17 protein-coding genes and 1 tRNA gene are annotated in these 26,636 nt (G+C 68.0%); 13 read left to right on the top strand and 5 right to left on the bottom strand.

Annotated features, from left to right (window positions below):
* Window positions 1-306: 306 nt before the first annotated feature.
* From AC5ZH6_RS09515 to AC5ZH6_RS09530, 4 genes are all read right to left on the bottom strand, one after another.
* A complete protein-coding gene (locus AC5ZH6_RS09515) occupies window positions 307-4,149 on the bottom strand; it encodes a multifunctional oxoglutarate decarboxylase/oxoglutarate dehydrogenase thiamine pyrophosphate-binding subunit/dihydrolipoyllysine-residue succinyltransferase subunit (RefSeq protein ID WP_006368554.1) in 3,843 nt (1,280 codons plus the stop codon).
* A 234-nt stretch (window positions 4,150-4,383) separates the two neighbouring features.
* A complete protein-coding gene (locus tag AC5ZH6_RS09520) occupies window positions 4,384-8,268 on the bottom strand; it encodes an ABC transporter ATP-binding protein (protein ID WP_020171657.1) in 3,885 nt (1,294 codons plus the stop codon).
* Window positions 8,265-8,987 (bottom strand): hypothetical protein, encoded by a 723-nt coding sequence (locus AC5ZH6_RS09525; protein ID WP_006368552.1) that lies wholly within the window; start codon window positions 8,985-8,987, stop codon window positions 8,265-8,267. The genes AC5ZH6_RS09520 and AC5ZH6_RS09525 overlap by 4 nt, the downstream gene beginning before the upstream one ends.
* A complete protein-coding gene (locus AC5ZH6_RS09530) occupies window positions 8,984-10,057 on the bottom strand; it encodes a glutathione S-transferase family protein (RefSeq protein ID WP_006368551.1) in 1,074 nt (357 codons plus the stop codon). The genes AC5ZH6_RS09525 and AC5ZH6_RS09530 overlap by 4 nt, the downstream gene beginning before the upstream one ends.
* An 88-nt stretch (window positions 10,058-10,145) precedes the next feature.
* On the opposite strand from AC5ZH6_RS09530, the gene AC5ZH6_RS09535 reads away from it, so the two are divergent.
* The 7 genes from AC5ZH6_RS09535 to AC5ZH6_RS09565 all read left to right on the top strand — a co-directional run bounded on the left by AC5ZH6_RS09535 (window position 10,146) and on the right by AC5ZH6_RS09565 (window position 18,293).
* Window positions 10,146-10,814 (top strand): PadR family transcriptional regulator, encoded by a 669-nt coding sequence (locus AC5ZH6_RS09535; protein WP_014359615.1) that lies wholly within the window; start codon window positions 10,146-10,148, stop codon window positions 10,812-10,814.
* Window positions 10,811-12,322, top strand: coding sequence for an MFS transporter (locus tag AC5ZH6_RS09540; protein ID WP_006368549.1), 1,512 nt, complete (start codon window positions 10,811-10,813; stop codon window positions 12,320-12,322). The genes AC5ZH6_RS09535 and AC5ZH6_RS09540 overlap by 4 nt, the downstream gene beginning before the upstream one ends.
* A 99-nt stretch (window positions 12,323-12,421) precedes the next feature.
* A complete protein-coding gene (locus AC5ZH6_RS09545) occupies window positions 12,422-13,663 on the top strand; it encodes an exonuclease SbcCD subunit D (protein ID WP_006368548.1) in 1,242 nt (413 codons plus the stop codon).
* Between the two features lie 10 nt (window positions 13,664-13,673).
* Window positions 13,674-16,640, top strand: coding sequence for an AAA family ATPase (locus tag AC5ZH6_RS09550; RefSeq protein ID WP_006368547.1), 2,967 nt, complete (start codon window positions 13,674-13,676; stop codon window positions 16,638-16,640).
* Window positions 16,641-16,695: 55 nt separating this feature from the next.
* Window positions 16,696-16,768, top strand: a tRNA-Arg gene (locus AC5ZH6_RS09555).
* A 234-nt stretch (window positions 16,769-17,002) separates the two neighbouring features.
* Window positions 17,003-17,818, top strand: coding sequence for a crotonase/enoyl-CoA hydratase family protein (locus AC5ZH6_RS09560; protein ID WP_006368546.1), 816 nt, complete (start codon window positions 17,003-17,005; stop codon window positions 17,816-17,818).
* Window positions 17,819-17,855: 37 nt separating this feature from the next.
* On the top strand, window positions 17,856-18,293 hold the full coding sequence (locus AC5ZH6_RS09565; protein WP_006368545.1) for a VOC family protein: 438 nt from the start codon (window positions 17,856-17,858) through the stop codon (window positions 18,291-18,293).
* A gap of 34 nt (window positions 18,294-18,327) precedes the next feature.
* Here the strand turns inward: AC5ZH6_RS09565 and AC5ZH6_RS09570 are convergent, their stop codons facing one another.
* On the bottom strand, window positions 18,328-18,705 hold the full coding sequence (locus tag AC5ZH6_RS09570) for a cupin domain-containing protein (protein WP_006368544.1): 378 nt from the start codon (window positions 18,703-18,705) through the stop codon (window positions 18,328-18,330).
* A gap of 90 nt (window positions 18,706-18,795) precedes the next feature.
* On the opposite strand from AC5ZH6_RS09570, the gene AC5ZH6_RS09575 reads away from it, so the two are divergent.
* The 6 genes from AC5ZH6_RS09575 to thrB all read left to right on the top strand — a co-directional run bounded on the left by AC5ZH6_RS09575 (window position 18,796) and on the right by thrB (window position 26,197).
* Window positions 18,796-19,674, top strand: a complete 879-nt coding sequence (locus AC5ZH6_RS09575; protein WP_006368543.1) for a class II glutamine amidotransferase — start codon at window positions 18,796-18,798, stop codon at window positions 19,672-19,674.
* Between the two features lie 84 nt (window positions 19,675-19,758).
* The gene (gene argS / locus AC5ZH6_RS09580; protein ID WP_006368542.1) at window positions 19,759-21,411 is read left to right on the top strand and encodes an arginine--tRNA ligase; all 1,653 of its coding nucleotides are present in this window, start codon (window positions 19,759-19,761) and stop codon (window positions 21,409-21,411) included.
* On the top strand, window positions 21,408-22,826 hold the full coding sequence (gene lysA, locus AC5ZH6_RS09585) for a diaminopimelate decarboxylase (protein ID WP_006368541.1): 1,419 nt from the start codon (window positions 21,408-21,410) through the stop codon (window positions 22,824-22,826). The genes argS and lysA overlap by 4 nt, the downstream gene beginning before the upstream one ends.
* Window positions 22,827-24,161 carry a homoserine dehydrogenase gene (locus AC5ZH6_RS09590; protein WP_006368540.1) on the top strand — a complete coding sequence of 445 codons (1,335 nt, stop codon included), beginning with the start codon at window positions 22,827-22,829 and terminating at the stop codon, window positions 24,159-24,161.
* Window positions 24,154-25,248 (top strand): threonine synthase, encoded by a 1,095-nt coding sequence (thrC, locus tag AC5ZH6_RS09595; protein WP_006368539.1) that lies wholly within the window; start codon window positions 24,154-24,156, stop codon window positions 25,246-25,248. Before AC5ZH6_RS09590 ends, thrC begins: the two co-directional genes overlap by 8 nt.
* Entirely contained in the window at window positions 25,229-26,197 is a 969-nt protein-coding gene (gene thrB / locus AC5ZH6_RS09600; protein WP_006368538.1) for a homoserine kinase, read from the top strand. Before thrC ends, thrB begins: the two co-directional genes overlap by 20 nt.
* Window positions 26,198-26,636: the final 439 nt, after the last annotated feature.

Below are 26,636 nucleotides of genomic sequence, written 5' to 3' on the forward strand. Positions count from 1 at the left end.
GGGTGGAGTCCTTCGGAGAGGAGAGCTGCGATCCTGGCAGAGCCATGCCGTCGAGGAATCCACTGGCGGGGTGCTCTGTCAACCAATAGGAAACGCGCGCAGTGTTGCGCCAGTGTCACCCGCCTGTTTCTTCTTACGATACAAGTCTACCAAGGGTAGACGATTCGTCCCGTTTGTTCGATTTCAACGGCCCTCTCCGGTCTGGTCGCGGCCCGCAACCCGACGGCAGTGACAAAGACGGCAGCGATGACAAAGAGGCCGTACCCGGGAAATTCCCGGATACGGCCTCTCGCGGTTCGAAGAACGTCAGGCGAAAGCCCCGTCGATGATCTCGGCCTGCTCGACGGCATGAACCTTGCTCGACCCCGACGACGGCGCCGACATCGGACGCCGCGACAGCCGGCGCAGACCCTTGAGCAGGTCCGGCAGCAACTCGGGCAACCACAGACCCAGGAACGGCCACGGGCCCTGGTTGGCCGGCTCCTCCTGCACCCATGCGAAGTCCTCGGCGTTCGGGTAGCGCTCGAGGGTGTCGCGCAGCCGGCGATGTGGCACCGGGTAGAGCTGCTCGACGCGCACGATGGCGATGTCGTCCCGCTCGTCCTTCTCACGGCGCGCGGCGAGCTCGTAATACAGCTTGCCGCTGACCAGCAGCACGCGCTTGACCTTGTCGCGGTCGGCGTCGGAACCCTTGGCGGCGAAGTGCGGGTCGTCGATCACCGAGCGGAACTTGTCCTCGGTGAAGTCCTCGACCGGCGACACCGCAGCCTTGTTGCGCAGCATCGACTTCGGGGTGAAGACGATCAGCGGGCGGCTGATGCCGTCGAGGACGTGACGACGCAGCAGGTGGAAGTAGCTCGCCGGCGTCGACGGCAGCGCCACGGTCATCGATCCCTCGGCGCACAGCTGCAGGAAACGCTCGATACGACCGGAGGTGTGGTCGGGGCCCTGGCCCTCATGGCCGTGGGGGAGTAGCAGCACCACGTCGGAGCGCTGGCCCCACTTGGCCTCGCCGGAGCTGATGAATTCGTCGATGATCGACTGCGCGCCGTTGACGAAGTCGCCGAACTGCGCCTCCCACAGGACCAGTGCGTCCGGGTTGCCCACCGAGTAGCCGTACTCGAAACCGACGACCGCGAACTCCGACAACGGCGAATCGTAGACCATGAAGCGGCCGAGGGACTCACCGTCGCGCGGTGTCAGATGGTTCAGCGGGGTGTACTCCGACCCGTTCTCCCGGTCGATCAGCACCGAGTGGCGCTGGGTGAAGGTGCCGCGACGCGAGTCCTGGCCGGACAGGCGCACCGTACGGCCCTCGATGACCAGCGATCCGAAGGCGAGCAACTCCGCGAACGCCCAGTCGATGCCACCCTCGGTGGACATCTCATGACGACGCTTGAGCACCGGCTTGACACGCGGATGCGGATCGAAGCCCTCGGGCACGTTGAAGAACGCGTCACCGATCTCGGCGAGCACCGACTTGTCGACGGCGGTCACCAACTTCTGCGGCAGCGGCTGATCGGCCTCGACCGACTCCGACGGTTCGGGACGGAACTTCTCGAGCTCCTTGACCTCGTTGAACACCCGCTCCAGCTGACCCTGGTAGTCGCGCAGGGCGTCCTCGGCCTCCTTGGTGGAGATGTCACCACGACCGATGAGGGCCTCGGTGTAGGACTTGCGGACCCCGCGCTTGGTGTCGATCACGTCGTACATCGCCGGCTGGGTCATCGACGGGTCGTCGCCCTCATTGTGGCCGCGACGGCGGAAGCAGACGAGGTCGATCACCACGTCCTTGTGGTAGGTCTCGCGGTAGTCCACGGCCAGCTTGGCGGCCCACACGCAGGCCTCCGGGTCGTCGCCGTTGACGTGGAAGATCGGCGCACCGATCATCTTCGCGACGTCGGTGCAGTACTCCGAGGACCGTGAGTGCTCGGGCGCGGTGGTGAAGCCCACCTGATTGTTGACCACGATGTGCACGGTGCCACCGGTGCGGTAGCCGGGCAGCATCGCCAGGTTCAGCGTCTCGGGCACGACGCCCTGGCCGGCGAATGCGGCGTCGCCGTGCAGCATCAGCGGCAGGATCGAGAACTGCTGGTCCTCGTCGAGCTGATCCTGCTTGGCGCGCACGAGACCCTCGAGTACCGGGTCGACCGCCTCGAGATGACTGGGGTTGGCCGTCAGCGAGACGTTGATCTCGTTGTCGCCGAACATCTGGTAGTACTTGCCCTCGGCACCGAGGTGATACTTCACATCGCCCGAACCGTGGGCCTGCGACGGATTCAGATTGCCCTCGAACTCGGTGAAGATCTTCGAGTACGGCTTGCCGACGATGTTGGCCAGCACATTGAGGCGACCACGGTGCGGCATGCCGATGACGACCTCACCGAGACCGTGCTCGGCGCTCTGGTCGATCACCGCGTCCATCATCGGGATCACCGACTCCGCGCCCTCGAGCGAGAAGCGTTTCTGCCCGACGTACTTGGTCTGCAGGAACGTCTCGAAGGCCTCGGCCGCGTTGAGCTTGGACAGGATGTACTTCTGCTCGGCCACCGGGGGCTTGACGTGCTTGATCTCGACCCGCTCCTGCAGCCAGCGCTGCTGATCGGGTTCGAGGATGTGGGTGTACTCGACACCGACGTGGCGACAGTAGGCGTCACGCAGGATCGACAGCACATCGCGCAACTTCATCTTCTGCTGCCCGTGGAAGCCGCCGACGTTGAACGTGCGGTCGAGGTCCCACAGCGTCAGGCCGTAGGTGAGGATGTCGAGGTCGGGATGGCTGGTCCGCGCATCGCTGTCCATCATCAACGGGTCGATGTCGGCCATCAGATGGCCGCGATTGCGGTATGCCGCGATCAGCTCGAGCACACGGGTGTTCTTGTCGACCGCACCCGCAGGGATGTCCCGACGCCACCGGATCGGCTCGTAGGGGATGTGGAAGGCGGTGAAGATCTCGTCGTAGAACGCGTCGTCGAGGAGCAACTCGTGGATGCGGCGCAGGAAATCGCCGGACTCCGCGCCCTGGATGATGCGGTGATCGTAGGTGGACGTCAGCGTCATCAGCTTGCCGACGCCGAGCTCGGCGATCTGTTCGTCACTGGCGCCCTGGAACTCCGCCGGATACTCCATCGCGCCGGCGCCGATGATCGCGCCCTGCCCCTTCATCAGCCGCGGCACCGAGTGCACGGTGCCGATGGTGCCGGGGTTGGTGAGCGAAACCGTCACGCCCGCAAAGTCTTCCGCGCCGAGCTTGCCGTCGCGGGCGCGCCGCACGATGTCCTGGTAGCCGGTGTAGAACTCGGCGAACCCCATCGTCTCGCACTTCTTGATGGCGGCGACCACCAACGTGCGGTTGCCGTCCTTGCCGACGAGGTCGATGGCCAGGCCGAGGTTGGTGTGGGCCGGGGTGACGACGTTCGGCTTGCCGTCGACCTCGGCGAAATGTCGATTCATGTTCGGGAACGACTTGATCGCCTGCACGATCGCGTAGCCGAGGATGTGGGTGAAGCTGATCTTGCCGCCACGGGTGCGGGCGAGATGGTTGTTGATGACGATGCGGTTGTCGATCATCAGCTTCGCCGGAACGGCGCGAACACTGGTGGCCGTGGGGATCTGCAGCGACGCCGCCATGTTCTTGGCGATGGCGGCGGCCGGTCCGCGCAACACCTTGGTCTCGTCCTCGGTGGCCGCGGGCGCCGACGCCGCGGGCTTGGCCACCGGCTCCTTGGCGGGGCGATCCTTCTGCGACTGCGACGACCCGTCGCGGCTGGCGACGCTGCGGCCGGAGGCGGCCTTGGTCGCCGACGCCTCGCGGGCGGGGGTCTTGCGGGTGCTCGTCGCACGCGGCTCGGGACCCTGATCGAGGGTCACGCCCTGCTTGCGCTGCGGGGCGGGCTGGGAGTCGGTCGACGTGGCTGGGCTGGGCTTGGCAGTGCTGGGCTTGGTCGGGCTGGGCTTGGTGGGGCTGGGCTGGGCCGGGGCGGACGCCGAGCCGTTGCCGGCGGCGCCGTTCGCGGATGCGGCGCGGGCACCGGTCCCGTTCGACGACCCGCTCGCGCCGGTGTCGCCACCGTTCGGTGTGTAGTTCTTCAGAAGGTCGTGCCAACTCGGGTCCACCGAGTTCGGATCCTTCTGGTACTGCTGGTACATTTCCTCGACCAGCCATTCGTTCTGTCCGAAGTCGGTTTCGGATGTCGAACTGCTCACAGCGGTTTCTCGCCTCAATTCCCTGAAGGTGTCGGGTCGCCACGTCACGACGAAAGTCTCTTGTGAAGATCGTCGTGAACCACCTGCCGATGGTACGCGCCCACCACGCTGTGGACGTCGTGAGTCCCACCTCACCGAGGGCGCACGTCGTCGGGTCGCCGCCGGGCGCCGGTGAACTCAGCGGATGAGTTCGTCGGCAGGTTCGATACCGTCGGCGTCCGGGTCGACACCGGCATCCCAGAACGCGCGGTACCTACCGGCCAACGTGAGCAGATCGTCGTGTGTTCCCATCTCCACGATCCGGCCGCCGTCGACCACCGCGATCACATCGGCGCGCGCCGCGGTCGCGAGGCGATGCGCGACGATCACCGACGTCCGGCTGCGGGTCACCGCGTCGCCGGCGGCGAGCACCATCGCCTCGGTCGCCTGGTCGAGGGTGGCCGTCGCCTCGTCGAGCAGGAGTAGGTCGGGTTCGACGAGCTCGGCTCGCGCGAGCGCGATGAGCTGTCGCTGCCCGGACGACAGTCCGGCCCCGCGCTCGCCGATCGGGTGCCGCATGCCGCCCGGCAGACCGGCGATCATCGTCGTGGCACCGACCGCGGCGGCGGCGGCGGCGATCTGTTCGCGGTCGGCGTCGGGCCGCCCGTAGGCGATGTTGTCGGCGACGGTGCCGGTGAACAGGTGCGGTTCCTGCGGCACGATGCCGATGTGGCGGCGATAGCCGCGCAGCGTGAACCGGCGGATGTCGGTGCCGTCCATCCGCACGACACCGTCGGTGGGGTCGTAGAACCGGGCGAGCAGTTTCACGATCGTGGACTTGCCGGCGCCGGTACGGCCCACCAATGCCAGGGAGGTGCCGGCGGGGATGTGCAGGTCGATGCCGCCGAGCGCGTCGACGCTCGCCCCCGAATACCGGAACGCGACGTCGTCGAGGCGCGCGTCACCGGTGAACCGTGCACCCCCGGGATCGATGGCATCGCTGCGTTCGGCGACGGTCGTCTCGGTACGCAAGAGGTCGGCGATGCGCCGCAGACCGACGACCGCCTGCTGATAACCGTCGAAAACCTGTGAAAGTTGTTGTACAGGACCGAACAACAGCGACAAGTAGAGGATGAAGGCGACCAGGGTGCCCGCCGACAACGCGCCCGTCGTGATCTGGTGCGCGCCGACCGCGATCGTCGCCGCGGTCGCCAGATCGCTGCACAACGTGATGAACGGGAAGTAGACCGAGATCGCCCGCTGCGAGGTCATTCGCGCGCGTACCCAGTCCAACGTCAGCCCAGTGAAGCGGCGGGTGGCCGGGGCGGTGTTGCGGTAGGCCTGGGTGGTCTTGATGCCGGCGATGTTCTCCTGGAAGTCGGCGTTGACCGCACTGACCAGTTCTCGGGAGCGCGTGTAGGCGCGTGAGGCGATCCGACGGAAGACCACGGTCGCCACGATCAGGACCGGCAGCACCGGCAGGATCAGCGCGCCGAGTTCGAGGTCGGTGAACAGCATCGCCACGGTGACCCCGACCAGCGTCAGCACCGCCACGATCGCGGTCGACAGGCCGGTCTGCAAAAACGTCGAGAGGGCGTCGACGTCGGTGGTCATCCGCGTCATGATGCGCCCGGACAACTCGCGCTCGTAGTAGTCGAGGCCGAGTCGCTGCAGGTGCGCGTAGCTGCGCACACGCAAGCCGAACAGCACTCGTTCACCCGCGCGGGTCGAGTACAGCGTCATGCCCGCGGCGGCGAACCAGCCGAGCACGACGGTGCCCACGCCGATCCCGGTCGCGATGAGCAGGGTGCGTTCGTCGGTGTGGGTGGCCGCGTCGATGACGGTGCGTGCCAACGACGGGAAGACCAGCCCGGTGAGGGTGTCCACGCCGATCGCCACGATGGCCAGGGCCAGCAGCCAGCGCACCGGCGCCAGGATCTGCCACAGCGAGAAATGCGGATTCTCCACCCGCATCGCGTCGACGTCGACCCGCGGATCCTCGTCGGCGGGCCGCAATCGTGCGACGGAGGCGAGCAGGGCCGGGGTGGCGGGCATGGCACCCAATGCGCCGGCGATCCCCGCGCCCCGACCGCCGCGGCCCCCGGTTCCACCGGCCGGCGCGGCGCTCCCGGCGCGGGTGGTCGAATCCTCTTCCGGCGCAGGCGCATCGGCGGGCCACAGGTCCTCGGTGTGTTGCGGCGGCGCCGGGGTGAACGTGGCGGCGGCGTCGTCGGCGATCGACTGGATCGGCGACATCAGCGCACGGAAACGCGGGCTGCGCTCTTCGAGCTCGGCGACGGTGCCCACGTCGACGATACGGCCCTCGTCGAGGACGGCGACACGATCGGCGAGCATGAGGGTCGACCGCCGGTGCGCGAGCACCAGCATGGTGGGCCGGTCGGTGGAGCGGTCACGCAGACGGTGCAGGATGCGTGACTCGGTGGAGGCGTCGACCGCCGAGGTCGCATCGTCGAGGACGAGCAAGCGGGGGTCGGCGTAGAGCGCACGTGCCAGGGCCACCCGCTGGCGTTGCCCGCCGGACAGGGTGAGGCCGCGCTCGCCGACGACGGTGTCGAATCCGTCGGGCAGTGCGGTGATGAAGTCGAGGGCGTCGGCGTCCCGGGCGGCGGCGAGCAGGCGCGGCGCCACCGGCCCGGAGCCGGGGGTGGGGGACTGCTCGGGACGATCGCCGAGGGTGATGTTGGTGGCAATGGTGTCCGAGTACAGGAACGGCTCGTCGAAGACGACGCCCACCGCCGAGTGCAGGGCATCCGCAGAGAGTTCGGAGAGCGGATGACGCGTCGAGGAATCCGGTCCGGACAGCAGCGCGATGGTCCCGCGGTCGGGGCGTCGGTGGCGGCTGACGAGATCGGCGAGGGTCGACTTGCCCGATCCGGGCGGACCGACGACGGCGACGCATTCGCCCGGCGCGATCTGCAGATCGATGCCGTCGAGGACGGTGCGGTCGTCGTGGCCGAACACCACACCGGACAACTCCAGTCCCAGCGGGCCGTCGGGCAGACCGGCGGTGTTCGCGTCGTCGGGGTCGGTGGGTGCGTCGACGACGTCGTAGACCCGCTCCACCGCGGCGCGGGCGAGTTGACCGCTGACCACCACGTTGGTCAGCAGTCGCGCGAGGGTGGTCATGGTCGTGACGTAGGTCGCGAACGCGAGGAAGGTGCCCGCGGTGATCGACCCGTTGAGGGTGAGGTAGCCACCGACACCGATGACCGCGACCAGGCCGAGTTGCGGGATCGCCGACATGGTCGGGGTGAAGTATGAGTTGATCTTGCCCGCACGCAGCCGCTTGGCGAAGAGATCGCGTCCGAGTCCGACGAGTTCATCGACGGCGCGCGTCTCCTGCCCGAACCCCTTGACGACGCGGACGCCGGTGACCGTCTCCTCGACGTGTTGTGCCACATCGGCGGCGGCCTGCTGCGCCGACCAGGTGGCCGCGAACAATCGGCGGCGGGTGGTGAGCACGACCACGGCCACCATCGGCAGGATCGCCAGCGAGATCACGGTGAGCAGTGGCGAGAGATAGAGCATGATGCCCAGCGCGATCACCACCTGGACCGCGGCGCCGGCGGAGAGCGGCACCATCGCCAGCAGTCCCTGCACGATCTGCAGATCCGAGATCGACCGCGAAACGACCTGGCCGGTACGGATGTCGGTCTGGGTGGCGCCGTCGAGATGAAGTAAGGTACGTAAGAGCTTGAGCCGCAACGCATTCTGCACCGAAATCGACAGCTGACCCGCGGTCAGCCGGCGACCGAACTGGCAGAAATACCGCACGATCGCGAGGCCGATCATCGCGACCACGATCGTCGGGATGGTCCACGAACCGGGGATGCCGGTGGCGCGGTCGAGGGCCGCGCGCGCGAGCAATGGCGCGACCAGGTCGACGCCGACCGCCACCAGGGTGACCGTCAACGTCACCATCACGAGCCGGCGGTACTGCAGGCATTCGGCGGTCAGACGGCGCACCCAGCCGCGTCCACCGTCGTCGAGTGAGCCGGCTTCCGGAACGACCGGCCCGGTGGCGGGTGGATCGACCTGGGGCCGGCGGGTCGAGGCGGTCACGGGTTGCCGCGGGGCAACCAGGGGTCGGAGACAACGGTGCCGTCGAGCGTCCAGTGCTGTGGTGGGGGACCGAAGGCCTCGCGCGCATTGGCGATCACCCGCCTGCCCAGCACCCGGTTACCCGCTCCGCCGATGACCGCCCCGATACCCGCGGGGAGGAGGCGGCCGATCACCAACGGAGCGCGTTTGAGCGCGTACTTCTTGGCGATCCGGTTCATCAGGTTCTTGTTGAGTTTCGCGAAGGCGCCACTCGGGGCCGAGGCGCGCCCGAGTCGGCGTAGGGCGCCACCCTGCGTTCCGACGACACGGCCGAGGATGCTCAGGCCCTCCTCGCCGAGGGCGACGGTCAGGACCAGCGTCTTACGACGTTCGCTCTCATGCACCCCGATGCCGTGCACCTCGGCGATCGCGAGTGCCAGCAGCGCCGACGCCTCGAGGAACAGCGCTGTCTCGCCGGTCATCGCGCCCAGTGCGGTGAACGTGCCGACGCCGGGGACCGCGGCGGTCGCGCCGACCGCCGACCCGGACCCGGTGACCGCGGTGAGATAGCGCTTCTCCAGGCGGGTGATGATCTGGGCGGGGGAGTCGTCGGGATGCTTCTCCCGAAGCGCCCGAACATATTTGGCGACAGCGGGTGCCTGCAGCCGCTGCGCCTTGTCGAGCATGTTGCCGGTGAACTCCACCGACCGCCCGGACGCGGGAGTCGTCTTCTCGCTCATGACGTCGGCACCCAGTGCTCGGCGGGGACGACCTCGGCGGGACGCGGGGGTGGTGGCGGGGTGCCGTCGCCGAACGGGGCGCCGCCGAGCTCCTCGCGGTGGTGCGGGGTCAGCCAATTGCGCAGGTCGGGGCCCTGCGGGACGATCCCGGTGGGATTGATGTCGCGGTGGACGATGTAGTAGTGCTGCTTGATCTGGGTGAAATCGGTGGTGTCGCCGAAGCCCGGGGTCTGGAAGAGGTCGCGGGCGTAGGCCCACAGCACGGGCATCTCGGCGAGTTTGGTGCGATTGCACTTGAAGTGGCCGTGATAGACGGCGTCGAACCGCGCCAAGGTGGTGAACAGTCGCACGTCGGCTTCGGTGATGGTGTCGCCCACCAGGTATCGCTGTGTCGCGAGTCGTTCGGAGAGCTCGTCGAGCTTGGTGAACAGCCGTGCGTAGGCCTTGTCGTAGGAGTCCTGACTACCGGCGAAACCGCATCGGTAGACGCCGTTGTTGACCTCGGTGTACACCCCTTTGTTCACGGCGTCGATCTCGTCGCGCAGATGCTCGGGGTAGAGCTGCGGTGCGCCGTCGCGGTGGTGATCGGTCCACTCGAGTTCGAAGTCGATGGTGATCTGCGGGAAGTCGTTGGTGACGACCTCGCCGGTCGGGATGTCCACGATCGCGGGCACGGTGATGCCCTTGGGGTAGCCGGGGAAACGCTTGTCGTAGGCGTCCTTGAGGCGGGGGATGCCGAGCACCGGATCGACACCGCCGGGGTCGAGATCGAAGGTCCACGAGTCGGCGTCGTGGGTGGGTCCGCACAGGCCGAGGGAGATGGCGTCCTCGAGTCCGAGGAGCCGGCGCACGATCAGCGTGCGGTTCGCCCACGGGCACGCGCGGGCGGCGACGAGCCGGTAGCGGCCGGCCTCGACGGGATAGCCGTCCCGGCCGTCCCGGGTGATGCGGGTCTCGATGTATTTGGTGTCGCGGACGAACTCCTGGCCGCCGGTGACGTACGAACCCTGCGTACCGGACGTTGACGAGCCGGATGAGCCCGCTGCTGCGGGGGTGGTGTCGGTGTCCATGACGACCACACTAATCAGCGCTCACGACATTGGCACCGAACACTCCAGGGTGTATATTCCACGTGGAATATTTGGTGTGGGTCGAAAGGTGGGCGTCGTGGGTGCCGGTCGCGGTGGGGGTGAGCATGTGTTGGCTCCGTTGGCGGTGCTGGTGCTCGGGCTGCTCGCCGAACAACCGTTGCACCCGTACGAGATGGTGCAGATCACGCTCGAGCGACGTGAGGATCGCCTGGTGAAGTTTCGGCCGGGCACGCTCTACCACACGGTCGACCGGCTTCTCGGGAACGGACTGATCGAGGTCCACGACGTCCGACGCGAGGGCAACCGGCCCGAACGCACCGTCTATGCGATCACCGAGGCCGGACAGGAGGCGCTCGTGGTCAATCTCGAGCGCATCCTCGCCCAGCACTCACCCGAGTATCCCGAGCTCTACCTCGCGCTGTCGGAAGCCCATGCCCTTCCCCGGCCGCGGGTGATCGAGTTGCTCTCGGCCCGCATCGAGGCGATGCGCGCCGATCTCGCGCAGTTCGTCGACGCCGCCGAGTGGGCGTCGGGCAAGGGCATCCCGGAGATGTTCTTCCTCGACGCCGGCTGTCGGATCGTCACCCTGCGGACCCAGATCGAGTGGCTCGCCGGTCTTCTCGGCCGTCTGGAGTCCGGAGAGATCGAATGGCTCGACGACCCGGATTCGCCCTATGCCGCCATGCAGCACATGTTCTCCTCCCCAGAGTCTCCACAGAAAGTGACCCCGCAATGAGTACGTCCACCTCCCCGGCGGCGGTGACCAACCGCCCCTGGCTGTCCCTGATGGCGCTGTGCGTCGGGTTCTTCATGATCCTCGTCGACATGACGATCGTCGCCGTCGCCCAACCCGAGATCCAGGTCGCCCTGCGCACCGACGTCAACGGCATCGTGTGGGTCACCAGCGCCTACCTGCTCACCTACGCCGTACCGCTGCTGATCACCGGACGGCTCGGTGACAAATACGGCCCCAAACTCGTCTACCAGGTCGGGCTGGTCGTCTTCACCGCCGCGAGTGTGTGGTGCGGTTTCGCCGGTTCGATCGGTGAACTGATCGCCGCACGCGCCCTCCAGGGCATAGGTGCCGCGCTGATCACCCCGCAGACCATGGCGCTCATCACCCGGATCTTCCCGCCCGAGAAGCGCGGCGCGGCCATGGGCGTGTGGGGCACCGTCGCCGGTGTCGCCACCCTGGTCGGCCCGCTGCTCGGTGGGATCCTCACCGACCAATTCGGTTGGGAGTGGATCTTCTTCGTGAACCTGCCGGTCGGCATCGTCGGGCTGATCCTCGCCGCCACCCTGGTGCCCTCGGTCGACACCCACGACCATTCCTTCGACTGGATCGGCGTGGTGCTGTCGGCGGTCGGTCTGTCGGCGCTCGTCTTCGGCATCCAGGATGGCGAGAAGTACGACTGGGCGGCCTGGATCTGGGTGCTGATCATCGGCGGCATCGCGGTGATGGCCGTCTTCATCTACTGGCAGTCGCGCATCCGCACCGAACCACTCGTGCCGCTCTCGCTGTTCAAGGACCGCAACTTCACCCTCTCCAACATCGGTATCGCGTCGATGGGTTTCGCGATCTCCGGCCTGATGATCCCCGTGATGTTCTTCCTGCAGCTCGTCGGCGGGATGTCGCCGACCCGCTCGGCGGTGATGATGGTGCCGATGGCGGTGCTCACCGGCATCCTCGCGCCGATCGTCGGTCGGGTCCTCGACAAGGTCCATCCCAGCGCGATCATCGCCACCGCGTTGCTGCTGCAGGCGATCGCCGTCGGCTGGGTCGGCGTGATCGCCCGCCCGTCGACACCGGTGTGGCAGTTGATCATTCCGATGTGTCTGATGGGCATCGCCTCGGCGGGCATCTGGGCGCCGCTGGCGGCGACGGCGACACGCAACCTGCCATGGCAACAGGCCGGCGCGGGAGCGGGGGTCTACAACACCACCCGGATGATCGGTTCGGTGATCGGCTCGGCGGCCGTCGGCGCCATCATGCAGACCCGACTGGCCGCCGAACTGCCCGGGGTGAACACCACCGAGCAGAGCAGTGCGGTCAGTCAGCTGCCCGCGTTCGTGCGTGAGCCGTTCGCCACCGCCATGGGCCAGTCGCTGTACCTGCCGGCCGGGGTGCTGCTGATCGGTGTTCTCGCCACGTTGTTCCTGACGCGGCCCAAGCACCAGGCGTCGCCGTTCACCGCGGCGGCCGCGGTCTCCAAGGGCGAGGTCGAGGGAGCCGGCGCGGCGTAGCCCGGTTCGCCGAGTCCGTCCCAGGTCGGGGGAGGTGCTGCGGGATGTCCCCGCGGCGCCTCCCCCGATCTGTCGGTGGCCGATCGTACGGTGTTGGACATGCGGATTCTGCACACCTCGGACTGGCACCTCGGCCGGACGTTCCACGGTGTCGAGCTCCTCTCCGATCAACGTCGGATGCTCGCCGACATTGCTGCGATCGTCGCCGCCGAGTCGGTCGACGTCGTCGTGGTGGCGGGCGATGTGTACGACCGTTCGGTTCCCTCGGCGGATGCGGTGTCCGTCTACGACGCCGGCCTGGGTGACATCGCCGCCGCCGGGGCGCAGATCGTCGTCACCTCCGGCAACCACGATTCACCGACCCGACTCGGTGCCGCATCGGCATTCGCGGCCGCGGGCGGACTGCACCTGCGCACGAGTGTGGCTGCCATCGACACACCGGTCCTGCTCGACGACGAGTTCGGCCCGGTGGCGTTCTACGGGATTCCCTACCTCGAACCCGACGCCGTCCGAAAGGCTTTCGACATCGATGCCCCGTGCGGTCATCAGGGCGTCCTGGGCGCGGCAATGGACCGGGTGCGCGCCGACGCCACCGCACGCGGCGCGCGTACCGTCGTCGCCGCCCACGCGTTCGTCAGCGGGGCCGTCAGTACCGGATCGGAGCGGTCCATCAGCGTCGGTGGGGTGGAAACGGTTGCCGCCGATACGTTCTCAGGGATCGATTACGTTGCGCTCGGTCACCTGCACTCACCGCAGGAGATCACCCCGGCGGTGCGCTACAGCGGCTCGCCGATGCCGTACTCCTTTGGTGAGAACAGTCATCGCAAGGGCGTGTGGCTCGTCGATCTCGATGCCGACGGCGTGACCGACGTTCGCCTGCACGAGCTGCCCGCCCTGCGTGGGTTGTCCTCCCTGCGAGGCACTCTCGATGAGCTCCTCGGTGACGAGAAGTACGCCGACGCGCATGAGCACTACATCGAGGCGACGCTCACCGACACCATCCGGCCGCTCGACGCGATGCGCCGACTGCGCGAGCGATTCCCCTACGCGGTGCACGTGCACTGGGAGCGACCGGAGGCCCTCGGTCGTCTCGATTACCGGTCGCGCATACGCGGACGCACCGACGCAGAGATCATCGCTGCCTTCGTCGGTGACGTCCGTGACGAGCCGTCCGCGGCCGAGCGGGACCTGATCGAGCGTGCGCTGCGTGAGGTCGTCGGCGAACCGGAAGTGGTCGAGGCCGGTGCTGCCGAGGTCGGTGCTGCTGACATCGAGGCCATCGAGGCCGATCAAGGGCAGTGGGCGCTGTTCGCCCTCGACACCGAACCGAAGTCGGCGTGAGGCGCCGCCGATGAGACTGCATCGTTTACGGATGACGGCGTTCGGGCCGTTCGCCGCGGACACCGAGATCGATTTCGACGCCCTCGGTGCCGACGGCCTGTTCCTGCTGCACGGGCAGACCGGAGCCGGAAAGACCTCGGTGCTCGACGCCGTGGCCTTCGCGCTGTTCGGCAGGGTGCCCGGCTCGCGGCAGGAGGGACGCCGACTGCACTCCGATCATGCTGATGCACAGCAGGTTCCGGAAGTGGAGCTCGAGGCCACCATCGGTGGCCGACGGATGCGCATCGTGCGCGCACCGGAATACCATCGACCCAAGAAGCGCGGAACCGGCACCACCAAGGTCCAGGCAAAGGCCACGATGACCTGGCTCGACGACTCGGGCCCGGCACTGACCCGGCTACCGGAGATCGGTGAGTCGATCACGCGACTGCTCGGGATGAGTGCCGATCAGTTCTTCCAGGTCGTGCTCCTCCCGCAGGGCGACTTCGCGCGATTCCTGCGCGCGAGCTCCGAGGATCGAGAAGCGTTGCTGGAGCGGCTGTTCGACACCGAGCGGTTCGGTGGGGTCGAGGAGTGGCTCAAGGACCGTGCCCGGCAGGCCGAAGCAGCTCTCGGTGAGAAGGCGGCGGCGGTCGAACGCATCGCCGGTCAGATGGCAGCAGTGCTCGACTGCGAACCACCGGCGGAGGCGGAGATCGACTGGGCGCAAGGGTGTCTGGCCAACGCCCGGGAGGCCGTCGAGTCCGCCCACCGGCGACTCGCCGCGGCGCAGGCCGAGCTCGACGGTGCGCAGACAACACTCGCGAACGGAAATCGGCTGGCGGAGTTACGGCGTCGAGGCCTCGAGGCGCAGGCGCGATTGACTCAGCTCGATGCCGGAGCTGCCGATCTCGAGCAGGCACGCGTCGCGGCGCGGGCAGCTCGCGCCGCGGCACCGATCATTCCGCTCGCCGACGACCACGACGCCGCAGCGTCGGCTGCGGCCGCCGCGAGCCGCGCATACGACTCTGCCGCAGCGGGATTCGCCGACCTACCCGAGGGAGCCGCGCTCGCGGGCTCCGACGCTGATCTCGATGCGGCGATCGAACGGTGGACCGGGGAGTCGGCGCGGTGGGAGCCGCTCGCGCGACGCGTCGAACAGCGTCCCACGCTGCTGACCGACCTTCGTCGGCTCGACGCCGAAGTGGCTGCCGCACAAGCCCGTACCGCCGAGCTGACCGGCATGCTGGAGGCCGCGCCGGACCGCCGTCAGGTTGCGGTGACCGCGTTGGGGGCCGCATCCGAGGCGAGATCCGACGTGCAACGGCTCGCCGCCGACCGCGAACGATGCGAGGAGCTGGTCGCAGCGTTCGTCGCGCGGCAAGCGCTGGACGCCGAGCTCACGCAGGCTCGGACGGAGGTGCTCGCCGCACGTGAATCACACACCGCCGCGCGCGAACACCACCTCGATCTGCGGGAGCGTCGGATCGCCGGCATGGCCGCCGAGCTCGCCTCGACGCTCACCCCGGGAGAGCCGTGCATGGTGTGCGGATCAACCGAGCACCCGGCGCCCGCCGACGCCGGCGAGCAGACCGACGTCGCGAAGACCGCGGAGGCCGCGGCGGCGGCCGCCGAAGATCGTGCGGCCGAGCGCCGGAGGCGAGCCGAGACGGCGCTGGCCACGCTCGAGGCGCGCCGTGTGCACCTCGAGGAGGAGATCGGTGAGGAGTCCGCGGATGTGGTGCGATCGCGTCGACAGGCACTCGACCGTGAGCTCGCCGACGCCCGGACCCGGGTGGCGTCGATCCCGACCCTCGAACGCGCCGTCAACGCCATCGATGCCGAGATCGAGACCTGGCGCACCGAACTCGGCCGTCTCGCGGCGTCGACGTCCGCGCGCGCGGAACGCCGCTCGACGCTGCGTCGCGAGATCGACGATCTCGATGACGAGGTCGCACAGGCCACCGGCGGGCGGATCGGTGTCGATGAGCGACGTGCCGAGCTGGCCGAGCTGTGTCGTCGGGCTCGGGCCCTGCGCGATGCGCGAGCCGACCTGCACCGCGCGGTCCGACACCGTGACGACCTCGCCGGTCGACTCGAATTGCGGTTGTCCGAAGCCGGATTCAGTGATGTGGGGGCGCTGCGCGACGCGGCGGCGACGCCCGCGCAGCTCGATGCCTGGGAGACGATGATCTCTCGGGCGGCGGAGCTGCGCGCCGGCGCCCAGGAAACGATGGCAGACGCCGATGTCGCTGCGGCGCTGTCGACCGAGCCGGTCGACACCGGCGTTTTGTCGGAGGCGCTGGCGCAGGCCCAACGGCGGCAGGAGGCGGCGGCGCGTGAGCACGCCCTGGCCGCCCGAACGGTGACGCGACTCGAGGAGCTCGTCGCCGAGTTCTGGTCGGCGCTCGACGTGCTGGCACCGGCCCGGGAGCGGCACGCTCGCGTGCAGGGTCTGGCCGATCTGGTCGCCGGGCGCGGCCAGAACGCGCGCAAGATGTCGCTGCACTCCTATGTGCTGGCCTCGCGTCTCGAGGAGGTCTTGGTGGCGGCGTCGGTTCGGCTGCATCAGATGTCCTCGGGCCGTTACGAATTCGTCCACTCCGATGCGGCCGGTCCGCGCGGTCGCCGCGGTGGTCTGGGCATCGAGGTGCACGACGAGTACACCGGCGCCGTTCGTGCGGCCACCACGCTGTCCGGTGGAGAGACCTTCTTCGCCTCGCTGGCCCTGGCCCTCGGACTGGCCGATGTCGTGTCCGCGGAATCCGGTGGCCGCGTCCTCGACACCATCTTCATCGACGAGGGCTTCGGTTCCCTGGACCCCGAGGCGCTCGACCTCGTCATGGGCGTCCTCGACGAGTTGCGTTCGGGCGGACGGGTGGTCGGCGTCGTCAGCCACGTCGACGAGATGCGCGCGAGGATTCCGGCGCAACTGCACGTGGTGCGGGGGACCAACGGGTCCTCGGTGCGCATGGACGGCGTGGTGGGCGTGTCGTGACCTGCCGGATTGGGTTGCCGGACCGGAGTGCGCTACTCTGAGTGCCGCCCGTTGAGCCCCCGTAGCTCAGGGGATAGAGCGTCTGCCTCCGGAGCAGAAGGCCGCAGGTTCGAATCCTGCCGGGGGCACCGTGACATCCCTTCCGGCCTCCGGCCGGTGTGCGCCTGCTGTGTTTGAAAGAGATCCACGGAGGCGCACCGTGACTTCCCCAGCCGCTACACCCCCTCTGTTCGTGCGAGACGGCGCGACATCCTGCACGCGCAACGTCTACCGTGCCACCGCACCCACCTGTAACGTCGGCAGCGCACCCTGGACAACAGCGTGCAGTCGTGACGTCCGACCCCCGGGAGATCGGTATCAGTATGAGCGAGCACAGAATCCGCCTCGACGTCGACGCTGACGGCGTCGCCACGGTGACGCTGGATCGCGCCGAGAAGCACAACGCTCTCGATGCTGCGATGTTCGAGGCGCTCGTGGACGTCACCGAGAAGCTGGCCGCCGATCGCACCGTGCGCGCCGTCGTACTCCACGGCGACGGCAAGAGTTTCTGTTCGGGCCTCGACATCACGAGCCTGGGCGACAGCGAGGGCAGCGGTCCGATGGATCTCATGGCACGCGAGGACGGCCGCGCCGCCAATCTGGCCCAGCGCGTGTCCTACGACTGGTCGCGCATCGCCGCGCCGGTGATCGCCGCTGTGCACGGCAACTGCTTCGGCGGCGGCATGCAGATCGCGCTCGGTGCCGACATTCGGTATGCGGCACCGGATGCCCGACTGTCGATCATGGAGGTCAAGTGGGGTCTGGTGCCCGACATGGGTATCACCCAGACCCTGCCGCGGCTCGTCGGCATCGACGTCGCCAAGGAGTTGACGTTCACCGGACGCATCCTGAGCGGAACCGAAGCCGATGCGCTCGGCCTCGTCACCCGTGTCGCCGACGACCCGCTCGCCGAGGCATTGGCGCTGGCTCACGAGATCGCCGGCAAATCCCCGCATGCGGTTCAGGCCGCCAAGCGTCTCTACGACGACACTTGGACGAGCTCCGACCCGGCGTCGGCGCTGCTGCTGGAGAGCGAACTGCAGGTCGGTCTGATGGGTTCGCCGAATCAGTTGGAGGCGGTCGCGGCGGGGATGAGCCGCCGCACTCCCGTGTTCGCCGATCCGGAGGATCAACAATGAACGGGCGCAACACAATTCCCCTAGAAGGCGGTCACGAATGACGATCCGGATGAACAACGTCGGCATCGTCGTCGAGGATCTCTCGGCGGTGATCGACTTCTTCGTCGAACTCGGGCTCGAGCTCGAGGGTCGCGCGATGGCCGAGGGGGAGTGGGCCGGTCGGGTGACCGGGCTGGCCGATCAGCGCGTCGAGGTCGCGATGATGCGCACGCCCGACGGACACGGTCGGCTCGAACTCTCACGGTTCCTCGCACCCGAGGTGATCGACGACCATCGCAACGCGCCGGTGAACGCGCTCGGATATCTGCGAGTCATGTTCGAGGTCGACGACCTCGACGACACCCTCGCCCGAGCCGTCGCCAAAGGCGCGCGTCTCGTCGGCCCCGAAGTGGTGCAGTACGAGAACGTCTATCGCCTCTGTTACATCCGCGGGCCCGAGAACATCCTGGTGGGACTCGCCCAGAACATCGGCTGAGAACTCGCTCGACGAGAGCGCGCTCGCCAGAACCTCAGGCGTCGGGGACAAACCCGCTGTCGGCGCCCTCGGCGAGCCCCACGTAGAGGCGGCGCCACGGGTCGTGGCCCACGAGATGCCACCGATGTCCGGTGCCGACGGTGTCCTCGGCCACCAGCACCATCCCCGGCTCGAGCCGGAACTGCTCCCCGTCGCGGGTCACGAAGTCCAGAACACCCGCGAGGGTGATCACGTACTGCCGTCGCGGCGCGGTGTGCCAATCGAGTGACCCGCCGCTCTCGGTTTCCTGGAACGCCGAGGTCGTCGTGGCCGCCGCGGCCGAGCGCACCGCGTTCTCCACCAGATCGATGTGTCCGTGCCGGACGTGCGAACGTCCGTTCTCGTCGTTGTGCAGGCGGATGGCTCGGATCATGGGGTCACCCTATCGATTCGCCGAGGTCTGCCGGTGCCGAGCCGCTGCGGTTGGGCATTGCGCGGTGCGGGTGATTGCTACGGTCGGTCCATGTGTCGCTGGCTGGCCTACACCGGTTCCCCGATTCATCTCGAGGACCTGCTGACCAGGCCGTCGCACTCGCTGGTCGACCAGAGCTTCGAGGCGCGTCAGCTCTATCTCCCGGGCTCGCCGATGACGACGATGATTCGGCATCACGACTGGCCGACCAACGGCGACGGCTTCGGATTCGGGTGGTACGGCGATCGCGATTTTCCCGGCCAATACCGCGACACCCGGCCCGCCTGGAGCGACCACAACCTGCAGCGACTCGCCGAGCAGATCCGGTCACCGATGTTCCTCGCGCATGTGCGCGCGGCGCTCGGCGGCACCACCGAACGTGTGAACTGCCATCCGTTCGTGCACGGGCGCTGGCTGTTTCAGCACAACGGGGAGATTCCGCGGTTCTCGGATCTCAAGCGGGACCTGACCTTCGACATCGATCCCGAGCTGTACCCGTTCGTGGAGGGCAACGCCGACACCGAGGTGTGCTTCTTCCTCGCCCTGACCTACGGACTGGCGAGCGACCCGAAGGGCGCGTTCGCGCGGATGGTGGCCCGTATCGAGCGGGCGCGCGCCGACCACGGCGTCGTCGAACCCTTTGTCGGTACCTTCTGCGCCGCCGACGGCGACGCGCTCTACGCGCTGAGGTACTCGAGCGACCGGTCCTCGCGCACGCTGTATCACTCGACGGGACACATGCGGTTGTCGGCGGCCGATCCGGGAGCGCATATCGAGCTGCCCGCCGACGGCCGGATTCTGGTGTCCGAGCCGCTCGAACTGGAGTACCGGGACACGCATTGGACGGCGGTGCCGGAATGGTCGTTCGTCACCCTGCGGGCCGGGACCGAACCCGTCGTCGAGGAGTTCGACCCGACGCCGGCCGCCTGACGTGTCCCGCGGAGCGGCCGGGCAGCGCGGGCCCGGTCGAGCCGATTGTTCCCGGCCTGCGGCGGGACCATAGGATGGTGTGTTGTGACTCCCGCCGATCTCGCCGCGCTGCTGAGCTCTGTCACCCGCACCGTCGTGGCAGACCATGACCTCGATACGTCATTGGTCCCCGACGCCGTGGTCATCGAGCGACCGCGCCATGCCGACCACGGTGATTACGCCACCAACGTCGCACTACAACTGGGCAAGAAGCTCGGGGTGAATCCGCGTGAGCTCGCCGGATGGCTGGCCGACGCCTTCGCTGCCGCCGCTGGGATCGCCAAGGCCGAGGTCGCGGGCCCCGGATTCGTCAACATCTGGTTGGCGGCGGCCGCGCAGAACACCGTCGTCGCGACGGTCCTCGACCGGGGCACGCAGTACGGTCGCGGCGACGAATTCGCCGACAAGGTGATCAACCTCGAATTCGTCTCGGCCAACCCGACCGGGCCGATCCATCTCGGTGGCACCCGGTGGGCCGCGGTCGGCGATGCACTCGGACGTGTGCTCGCCGCACGAGGAGCGGCGGTGACGCGCGAGTACTACTTCAACGACCACGGCGCCCAGATCGACCGATTCGCGCGGTCGCTGGAGGCCGCGGCACTCGGCGAGCCGACGCCCGAGGACGGGTACGCGGGCGAGTACATCGTCGACATCGCGCGTCAGGTCACCGAGCATGTTCCCGATGTCCTCGACCAGCCGGAGGCGCAGCGGGTCGAGACCTTCCGTGCCGTGGGCGTCGATTTGATGTTCGACCACATCAAGAAGAGCCTGCACGAGTTCGGCACCGACTTCGACGTCTTCACCCACGAGAACAAGATGTTCGAGACCGGGCTCGTCGACGAGTGCATCGCCGAGCTCAAGGCCAACGGCAACCTGTACGAGTCCGACGGCGCCTGGTGGCTGCGCACCGAACAGTACGGCGACGACAAGGATCGCGTCGTCATCAAGAGTGACGGCGAGGCCGCCTACATCGCCGGCGACATCGCCTACTACCGCGACAAACGCAACCGGGGCTTCAACCTGTGCATCTACATGCTCGGCGCCGACCACCACGGATACATCAAGCGGCTCAAGGCGGCCGCGGCCTCCCTCGGTGACGACCCGGAGACCGTCGAGGTGCTGATCGGGCAGATGGTGAACCTCGTGCGCGACGGCAAGCCGGTGCGGATGAGCAAGCGTGCCGGCACGGTCATCACCCTCGACGACCTCGTCGACGCGGTCGGTGTGGACGCCGCTCGGTACGCGCTGATCCGCTCGTCGATCGACGTCAACATCGACATCGACCTCGATCTGCTCGCCAAGCAGTCCAACGACAACCCGGTGTACTACGTGCAGTACGCGCATGCCCGCCTCGCCGCACTCGGACGCAACGCCGACGACCTCGGGCTCTCGGCGAGCACCGAGCACCTCGACCTGCTCGACACCGCCGAAGAGGGCGACCTCATCAAGACCCTCGGTGATTTCGACGAGGTGGTCGCGACCGCCGCGACTCTGCGTGAGCCGCACCGTATCTGCCGCTACCTCGAGAGCCTCGCCGGGACCTATCACCGCTTCTACGCGCACTGCCGCGTGTTGCCGCAGGGCGACGAAGAGGCCGGCGACATCCACCGCGCCCGGCTGGCCCTGTGTGCGGCGAGCCGTCAGGTCCTGGCCAACGGATTGGCCCTGGTCGGCGTCGGCGCACCGGAGCGGATGTGAACGCCCACCCCGCCGGGCCTCGGCACGCCGACCTCGTGGCTGCCCCGCATCTGGCGCAGAAACCCAACGATCCCGCGGTGCTCGCCGAGATCCCGGCCCAGGTGTGGCCGCGCAACGCCGTTCGCGACTCCTCGGGTGAACTGCAGATCGCCGGGGTCGGGGTGAGCGAACTCGCCGAGACCTTCGACACGCCGTTGTTCGTCATCGACGAGTCCGATTTCCGGTCGCGCTGCGCGGACATGATCGACGCCTTCGGGCCCTACGGTCGCGTGCACTACGCGTCAAAAGCCTTCCTGTGCACCGAGATCGCGAAGTGGGTCGATCAGGAGGGCTTGTCGATCGACGTGTGCTCCGGTGGTGAGCTGGCGATCGCGTTGCACGCCGGGTTCCCGCCCGAGCGAATCGCCTTCCACGGCAACAACAAAAGTGTTGCCGAGCTCGCCGCGGCACTCGATGCGGGAGTCGGGCACATCGTCTGCGACTCGATGACCGAGATCGAGCGACTCGACGCACTCGCCGGCGAACGGGGACTCGTCGCCGACGTGCTGATCCGGGTCACCGTCGGCGTCGAGGCCCACACCCACGAATTCATCGCGACCGCGCACGAGGACCAGAAGTTCGGTTTCGCGTTGACCGGCGGGGTCGCCATGGAAGCGGTCCGCCGTGTCTTCGCGACCGACAACCTGCGGCTGGTCGGCCTCCACAGTCACATCGGGTCGCAGATCTTCGACATGGACGGCTTCGAGCTCGCCGCACACCGTGTCCTCGGCCTGCTGCACGACGTGGTCGCCGAGTTCGGCGTGGACAAGACCTCGCAGATGTCGATCGTGGATCTCGGTGGGGGACTGGGTATCTCCTATGTTCCGGAGGATCGGCCGTTGCCGGTCGTCGCGGTGGCACAAACTCTGGCCGAGATCGTCAAGCGCGAATCGGCGGCGGTCGGGCTGCCGATGCCGACGCTCGCGGTCGAGCCCGGCCGCGCGATCGCCGGCCCCGGCACCATCACCCTCTACCGCGTCGGCACCATCAAGGACGTCGAACTCGGTGGGGGAGCGATTCGACGGTACGTGTCGGTCGACGGCGGCATGAGCGACAACATCCGCACGGTGCTCTATCAGGCCGAGTACGACGTGCGGTTGGTCTCGCGGGTGTCCGACGCCCCCGCGGTGGTCAGTCGCGTCGTCGGAAAGCATTGTGAGAGCGGCGATATCGTCATCAAGGACTGCTGGCTGCCGGAGGATCTGGCGCCCGGTGACCTGATCGCGGTGGCTGCGACCGGGGCTTACTGTTATTCGATGTCCTCGCGGTACAACATGGTCACCCGCCCGGCCGTCGTCGGTGTTGCCGACGGGACGGCCCGGGTGATCCTGCGGCGAGAGACGATCGACGATTTCCTGAGGCTGGAGGTGACCTAGGTGAGCCAGACACAAGACCCCACCGGAGCGGGTACACAGACACGATCCATCGGAGTCGCGGTGCTCGGTATGGGCAACGTCGGCACCGAGGTCGTGCGCATTCTCGAGGAGAGTGCCGACGATCTGCGCGCCCGGGTGGGCGCGCGACTCGAGGTGCGTGGCGTGGCGGTGCGCGATCTCGCCAAACCCCGCAAGATCGACTCCGAGCTGCTCACCGACGACCCGGGGTCGTTGGTCGCCCGTGACGACGTCGACGTCGTGGTCGAGCTGATGGGCGGAATCGACCCGGCCCGCAGCCTGATCCGTCATGCGCTCGAGAGCGGCAAGTCGGTCGTCACGGCCAACAAGGCACTGCTGGCCGAATACACCGGCGAACTCGCGACCGCGGCCGCGACCGCCCGCGCCGACCTGTACTTCGAGGCGGCGGTGGCCGGTGCCATCCCGGTGATCCGTCCGCTGACGCAGTCGCTGGCCGGCGACACCGTCGAGCGGGTGGCCGGAATCGTCAACGGCACCACCAATTTCATCCTGTCGGCGATGGATGCCGACGGTGACGATTACGACGTGGTGCTCGCCGAGGCCGGTCGGCTCGGTTACGCCGAGGCCGATCCCACGGCCGACGTCGAGGGATACGACGCGGCGGCGAAGGCGGCGATCCTCGCGTCCATCGCCTTCCACACCCGGGTCACCGCCGCGGATGTGTACCGCGAGGGCATCACCGCGGTGACCTCCGCCGATCTGCTCGCCGCCCGCAAGTTCGACTGCACCATCAAGCTGCTCTCGATCTGCGAACGTGTGCGCGATACCGATGGCACGCAACGTGTTTCCGCTCGTGTCTATCCGGCGCTGATCCCGTTGAGCCATCCGCTCGCGACGGTCGGCGGTGCATTCAACGCCGTCGTCGTCGAGGCACAGAACGCTGGGAGATTGATGTTCTACGGACAAGGCGCCGGCGGGGCACCGACCGCCTCGGCGGTCCTCGGCGACCTGGTGATGGCCGCCCGCAACAAGGTGCACGGAGGTCGTGGACCGTTGGAGTCCACCTACGCCAAACTGCCCATCGCGTCGATCGGCGACGTGCCCACCCGCTACTACGTGTCGATGCGGGTCGCCGACCGCCCCGGAGTGCTCGCGCAGATCGCCAGTGAGTTCTCCAAGCGTTCGGTCAGTCTGGCCGCCGTACGGCAGGAAGGCGCGGGAGAGGATGCCCGGCTGATCGTCGTGACCCACCGCGCTCCCGACCGTGCTCAGTCCGAATGCGTTGCGGCACTGGAAGACATGGACGAAGTACTCAAGGTGTCGAGTGTTCTGCGATTGGAAGGTACCGATGACTGACGCCCCGTCGACCCCGCTCGCCCCCGTGCATTCGGGGTGGCCCGGACTCATCGAGGCCTACCGGTCGCGGTTGCCGGTCGCCGACGACTGGAAGGTGATCACCCTGCTCGAGGGCGCGACCCCGCTCGTTGCGGCGCCGTATCTCTCGGAGCTCACCGGCTGCGAGGTGTACCTCAAGGTGGAGGGTCTGAATCCGACCGGGTCGTTCAAGGACCGCGGTATGACCATGGCCGTCTCCAACGCGGTCAACAACGGCAAGACCGCGGTGCTGTGCGCGTCCACCGGCAACACCTCGGCGTCGGCGGCCGCCTACGCCACCCGCGCCGGGATCACCTGTGCGGTGCTGATCCCGCAGGGCAAGATCGCGATGGGCAAGCTCGCGCAGGCGGTCATGCACGGCGCCAAGATCATTCAGGTGCAGGGCAACTTCGACGACTGTCTGGAGCTCGCCCGCAAGGCGACCGCCGAATTCACCGAGATCGAGCTCGTCAACTCGGTCAACCCGGCCCGCATCGAGGGGCAGAAGACCGCGGCCTTCGAGATCGTCGACGTCCTCGGCCGCGCTCCTGATGTCCATGCGTTGCCGGTCGGCAACGCCGGCAACATCACCGCCTACTGGAAGGGCTACTCGGAGTACCACACCGACGGGATCGCCTCGTCGCGTCCGCGCATGCTCGGTGTCCAGGCGGCCGGCGCGGCGCCGCTGGTCAGCGGGGAGCCCGTGGCCGACCCGGAGACCATCGCCACCGCGATCCGGATCGGTAACCCGGCCAGCTGGCATCAGGCCGTGGCCGCCAAGGACGAATCCGGCGGGCAGTTCCGCGCCGCCACCGACGAGAAGTTGCTCGAGGCCTACCGTCTCGTCGCGGGCCGCGAGGGTGTCTTCGTCGAACCCGCGTCGGCGGCCAGTGTCGCGGGCCTGCTCGCCGCGCGTGAGGAGGGCTGGGTGCGTGCCGGGGAAACCGTCGTGTGCACCGTGACCGGCAACGGACTCAAGGATCCCGACACCGCGTTGTCGGGGATGCCCGAGGTGGAAGCGATCGACGTCGACCCGGTGGCGGTGGCCCATGCCCTCGGCGTCGCCTGAATCGCTCATGGTCACCCCGGACACGGTGTATCGGCAACTGCCCGAAGGTATTTCAACTCGGGTTCGGGTTCCGGCGTCGAGTGCGAACCTGGGGCCGGGATTCGACTGCCTCGGTATCGCGCTCGGCATCCACGACGAGGTGACGGTCACGACCACCGACACCGGGCTCACGGTCGAGGTGATCGGTGAGGCGGCCGAGCAGGTTCCTCTCGACGCGAACCATCTCGTCGTGCGCGCCATCCTGAGCGGTCTGGCGCACGCCGGCTTCTCGGTGTCCGGCATGCACCTGCGCTGCGTCAACGTCATCCCGCACTCGCGCGGTCTGGGATCGTCGGCGGCCGCCTCGGTCTCCGGCCTGGCCGCCGCGTCGGGACTACTGGCGGCGTCGGGGGTCGCCGCACCGCTGACCACCGACGAACTCGTGCAACTCTCCAGCGAGTTCGAAGGTCACCCGGACAACGCCGCCGCATCGGTACTCGGCTCGGCCGTGGTGACCTGGACCGAACGCACCGACGACCGCGACCGCTACCAGGCTCGTGGTCTTCGGGTGCACCCCGACATCAGCGCCACCGTGTTCGTGCCGTCCACCGAGTCGTCGACCGCCTTCACGCGCGGACTGCTGCCCGACGAGGTGCCACGCGCCGACGCCGTGCACAACCTGAGCCGTGCGGCCCTGGCGGTGGTTGCGCTGACCAGCGACCCTAGTTGCCTGCTCGCGGCCACCGAGGATCGTCTGCACCAGCCATACCGGGCAGCCGCGATGGGACCGACCGCAGAGCTCGTCGCCGCGCTGCGCAAGCGGGGACATGCGGCCACGGTCTCCGGCGCGGGACCGAGCGTACTGGTCCTCGGCGGTGCACCGCTCCCATCCGACGCCCGTGACCTCGGAATCGAGTACGGATTCGTTCCGCAGACCGTCGAAATCGCGGGCGGAGTCGAGATAGGCTGACGCCCGAGGCCGGCACGGGCAACGACCCATTCGCCGAGGTCGAGCCGGTGGGGGTCGGGATGTGATGACGTCGGGGAGGACGAGCGGGGAATGCACACGCCGAATGCGGCACGGAGTACCTCAGGGACACGGAGTACCGCAGGGACACGGAATACGGCGGGGACACGGCGTGTTGCCCCATCTGGGACGACGCGTTATCATATCCTCGTCTAGCCGCGAAGGCTCGTTCAGCCATGTTCTCGGGTAATCAGCTTGGTGGTCCACTCCGTGGAGGAGCCGCCTCCACAGCGGAACGAACGGTTCACCGATACCGACCCGACAATCACCTCCTCGAGCCGGCACCCAACTGGCGCACCCGAGTACAGGAGTGACACTCGCAGCCGGAGACCACGATCTCTCACCCGTCCACCGAGGGCGGGCATGCCCGACGAACCTCGGC

The organism is Gordonia sp. YC-XJ4, assembly GCF_059511865.1.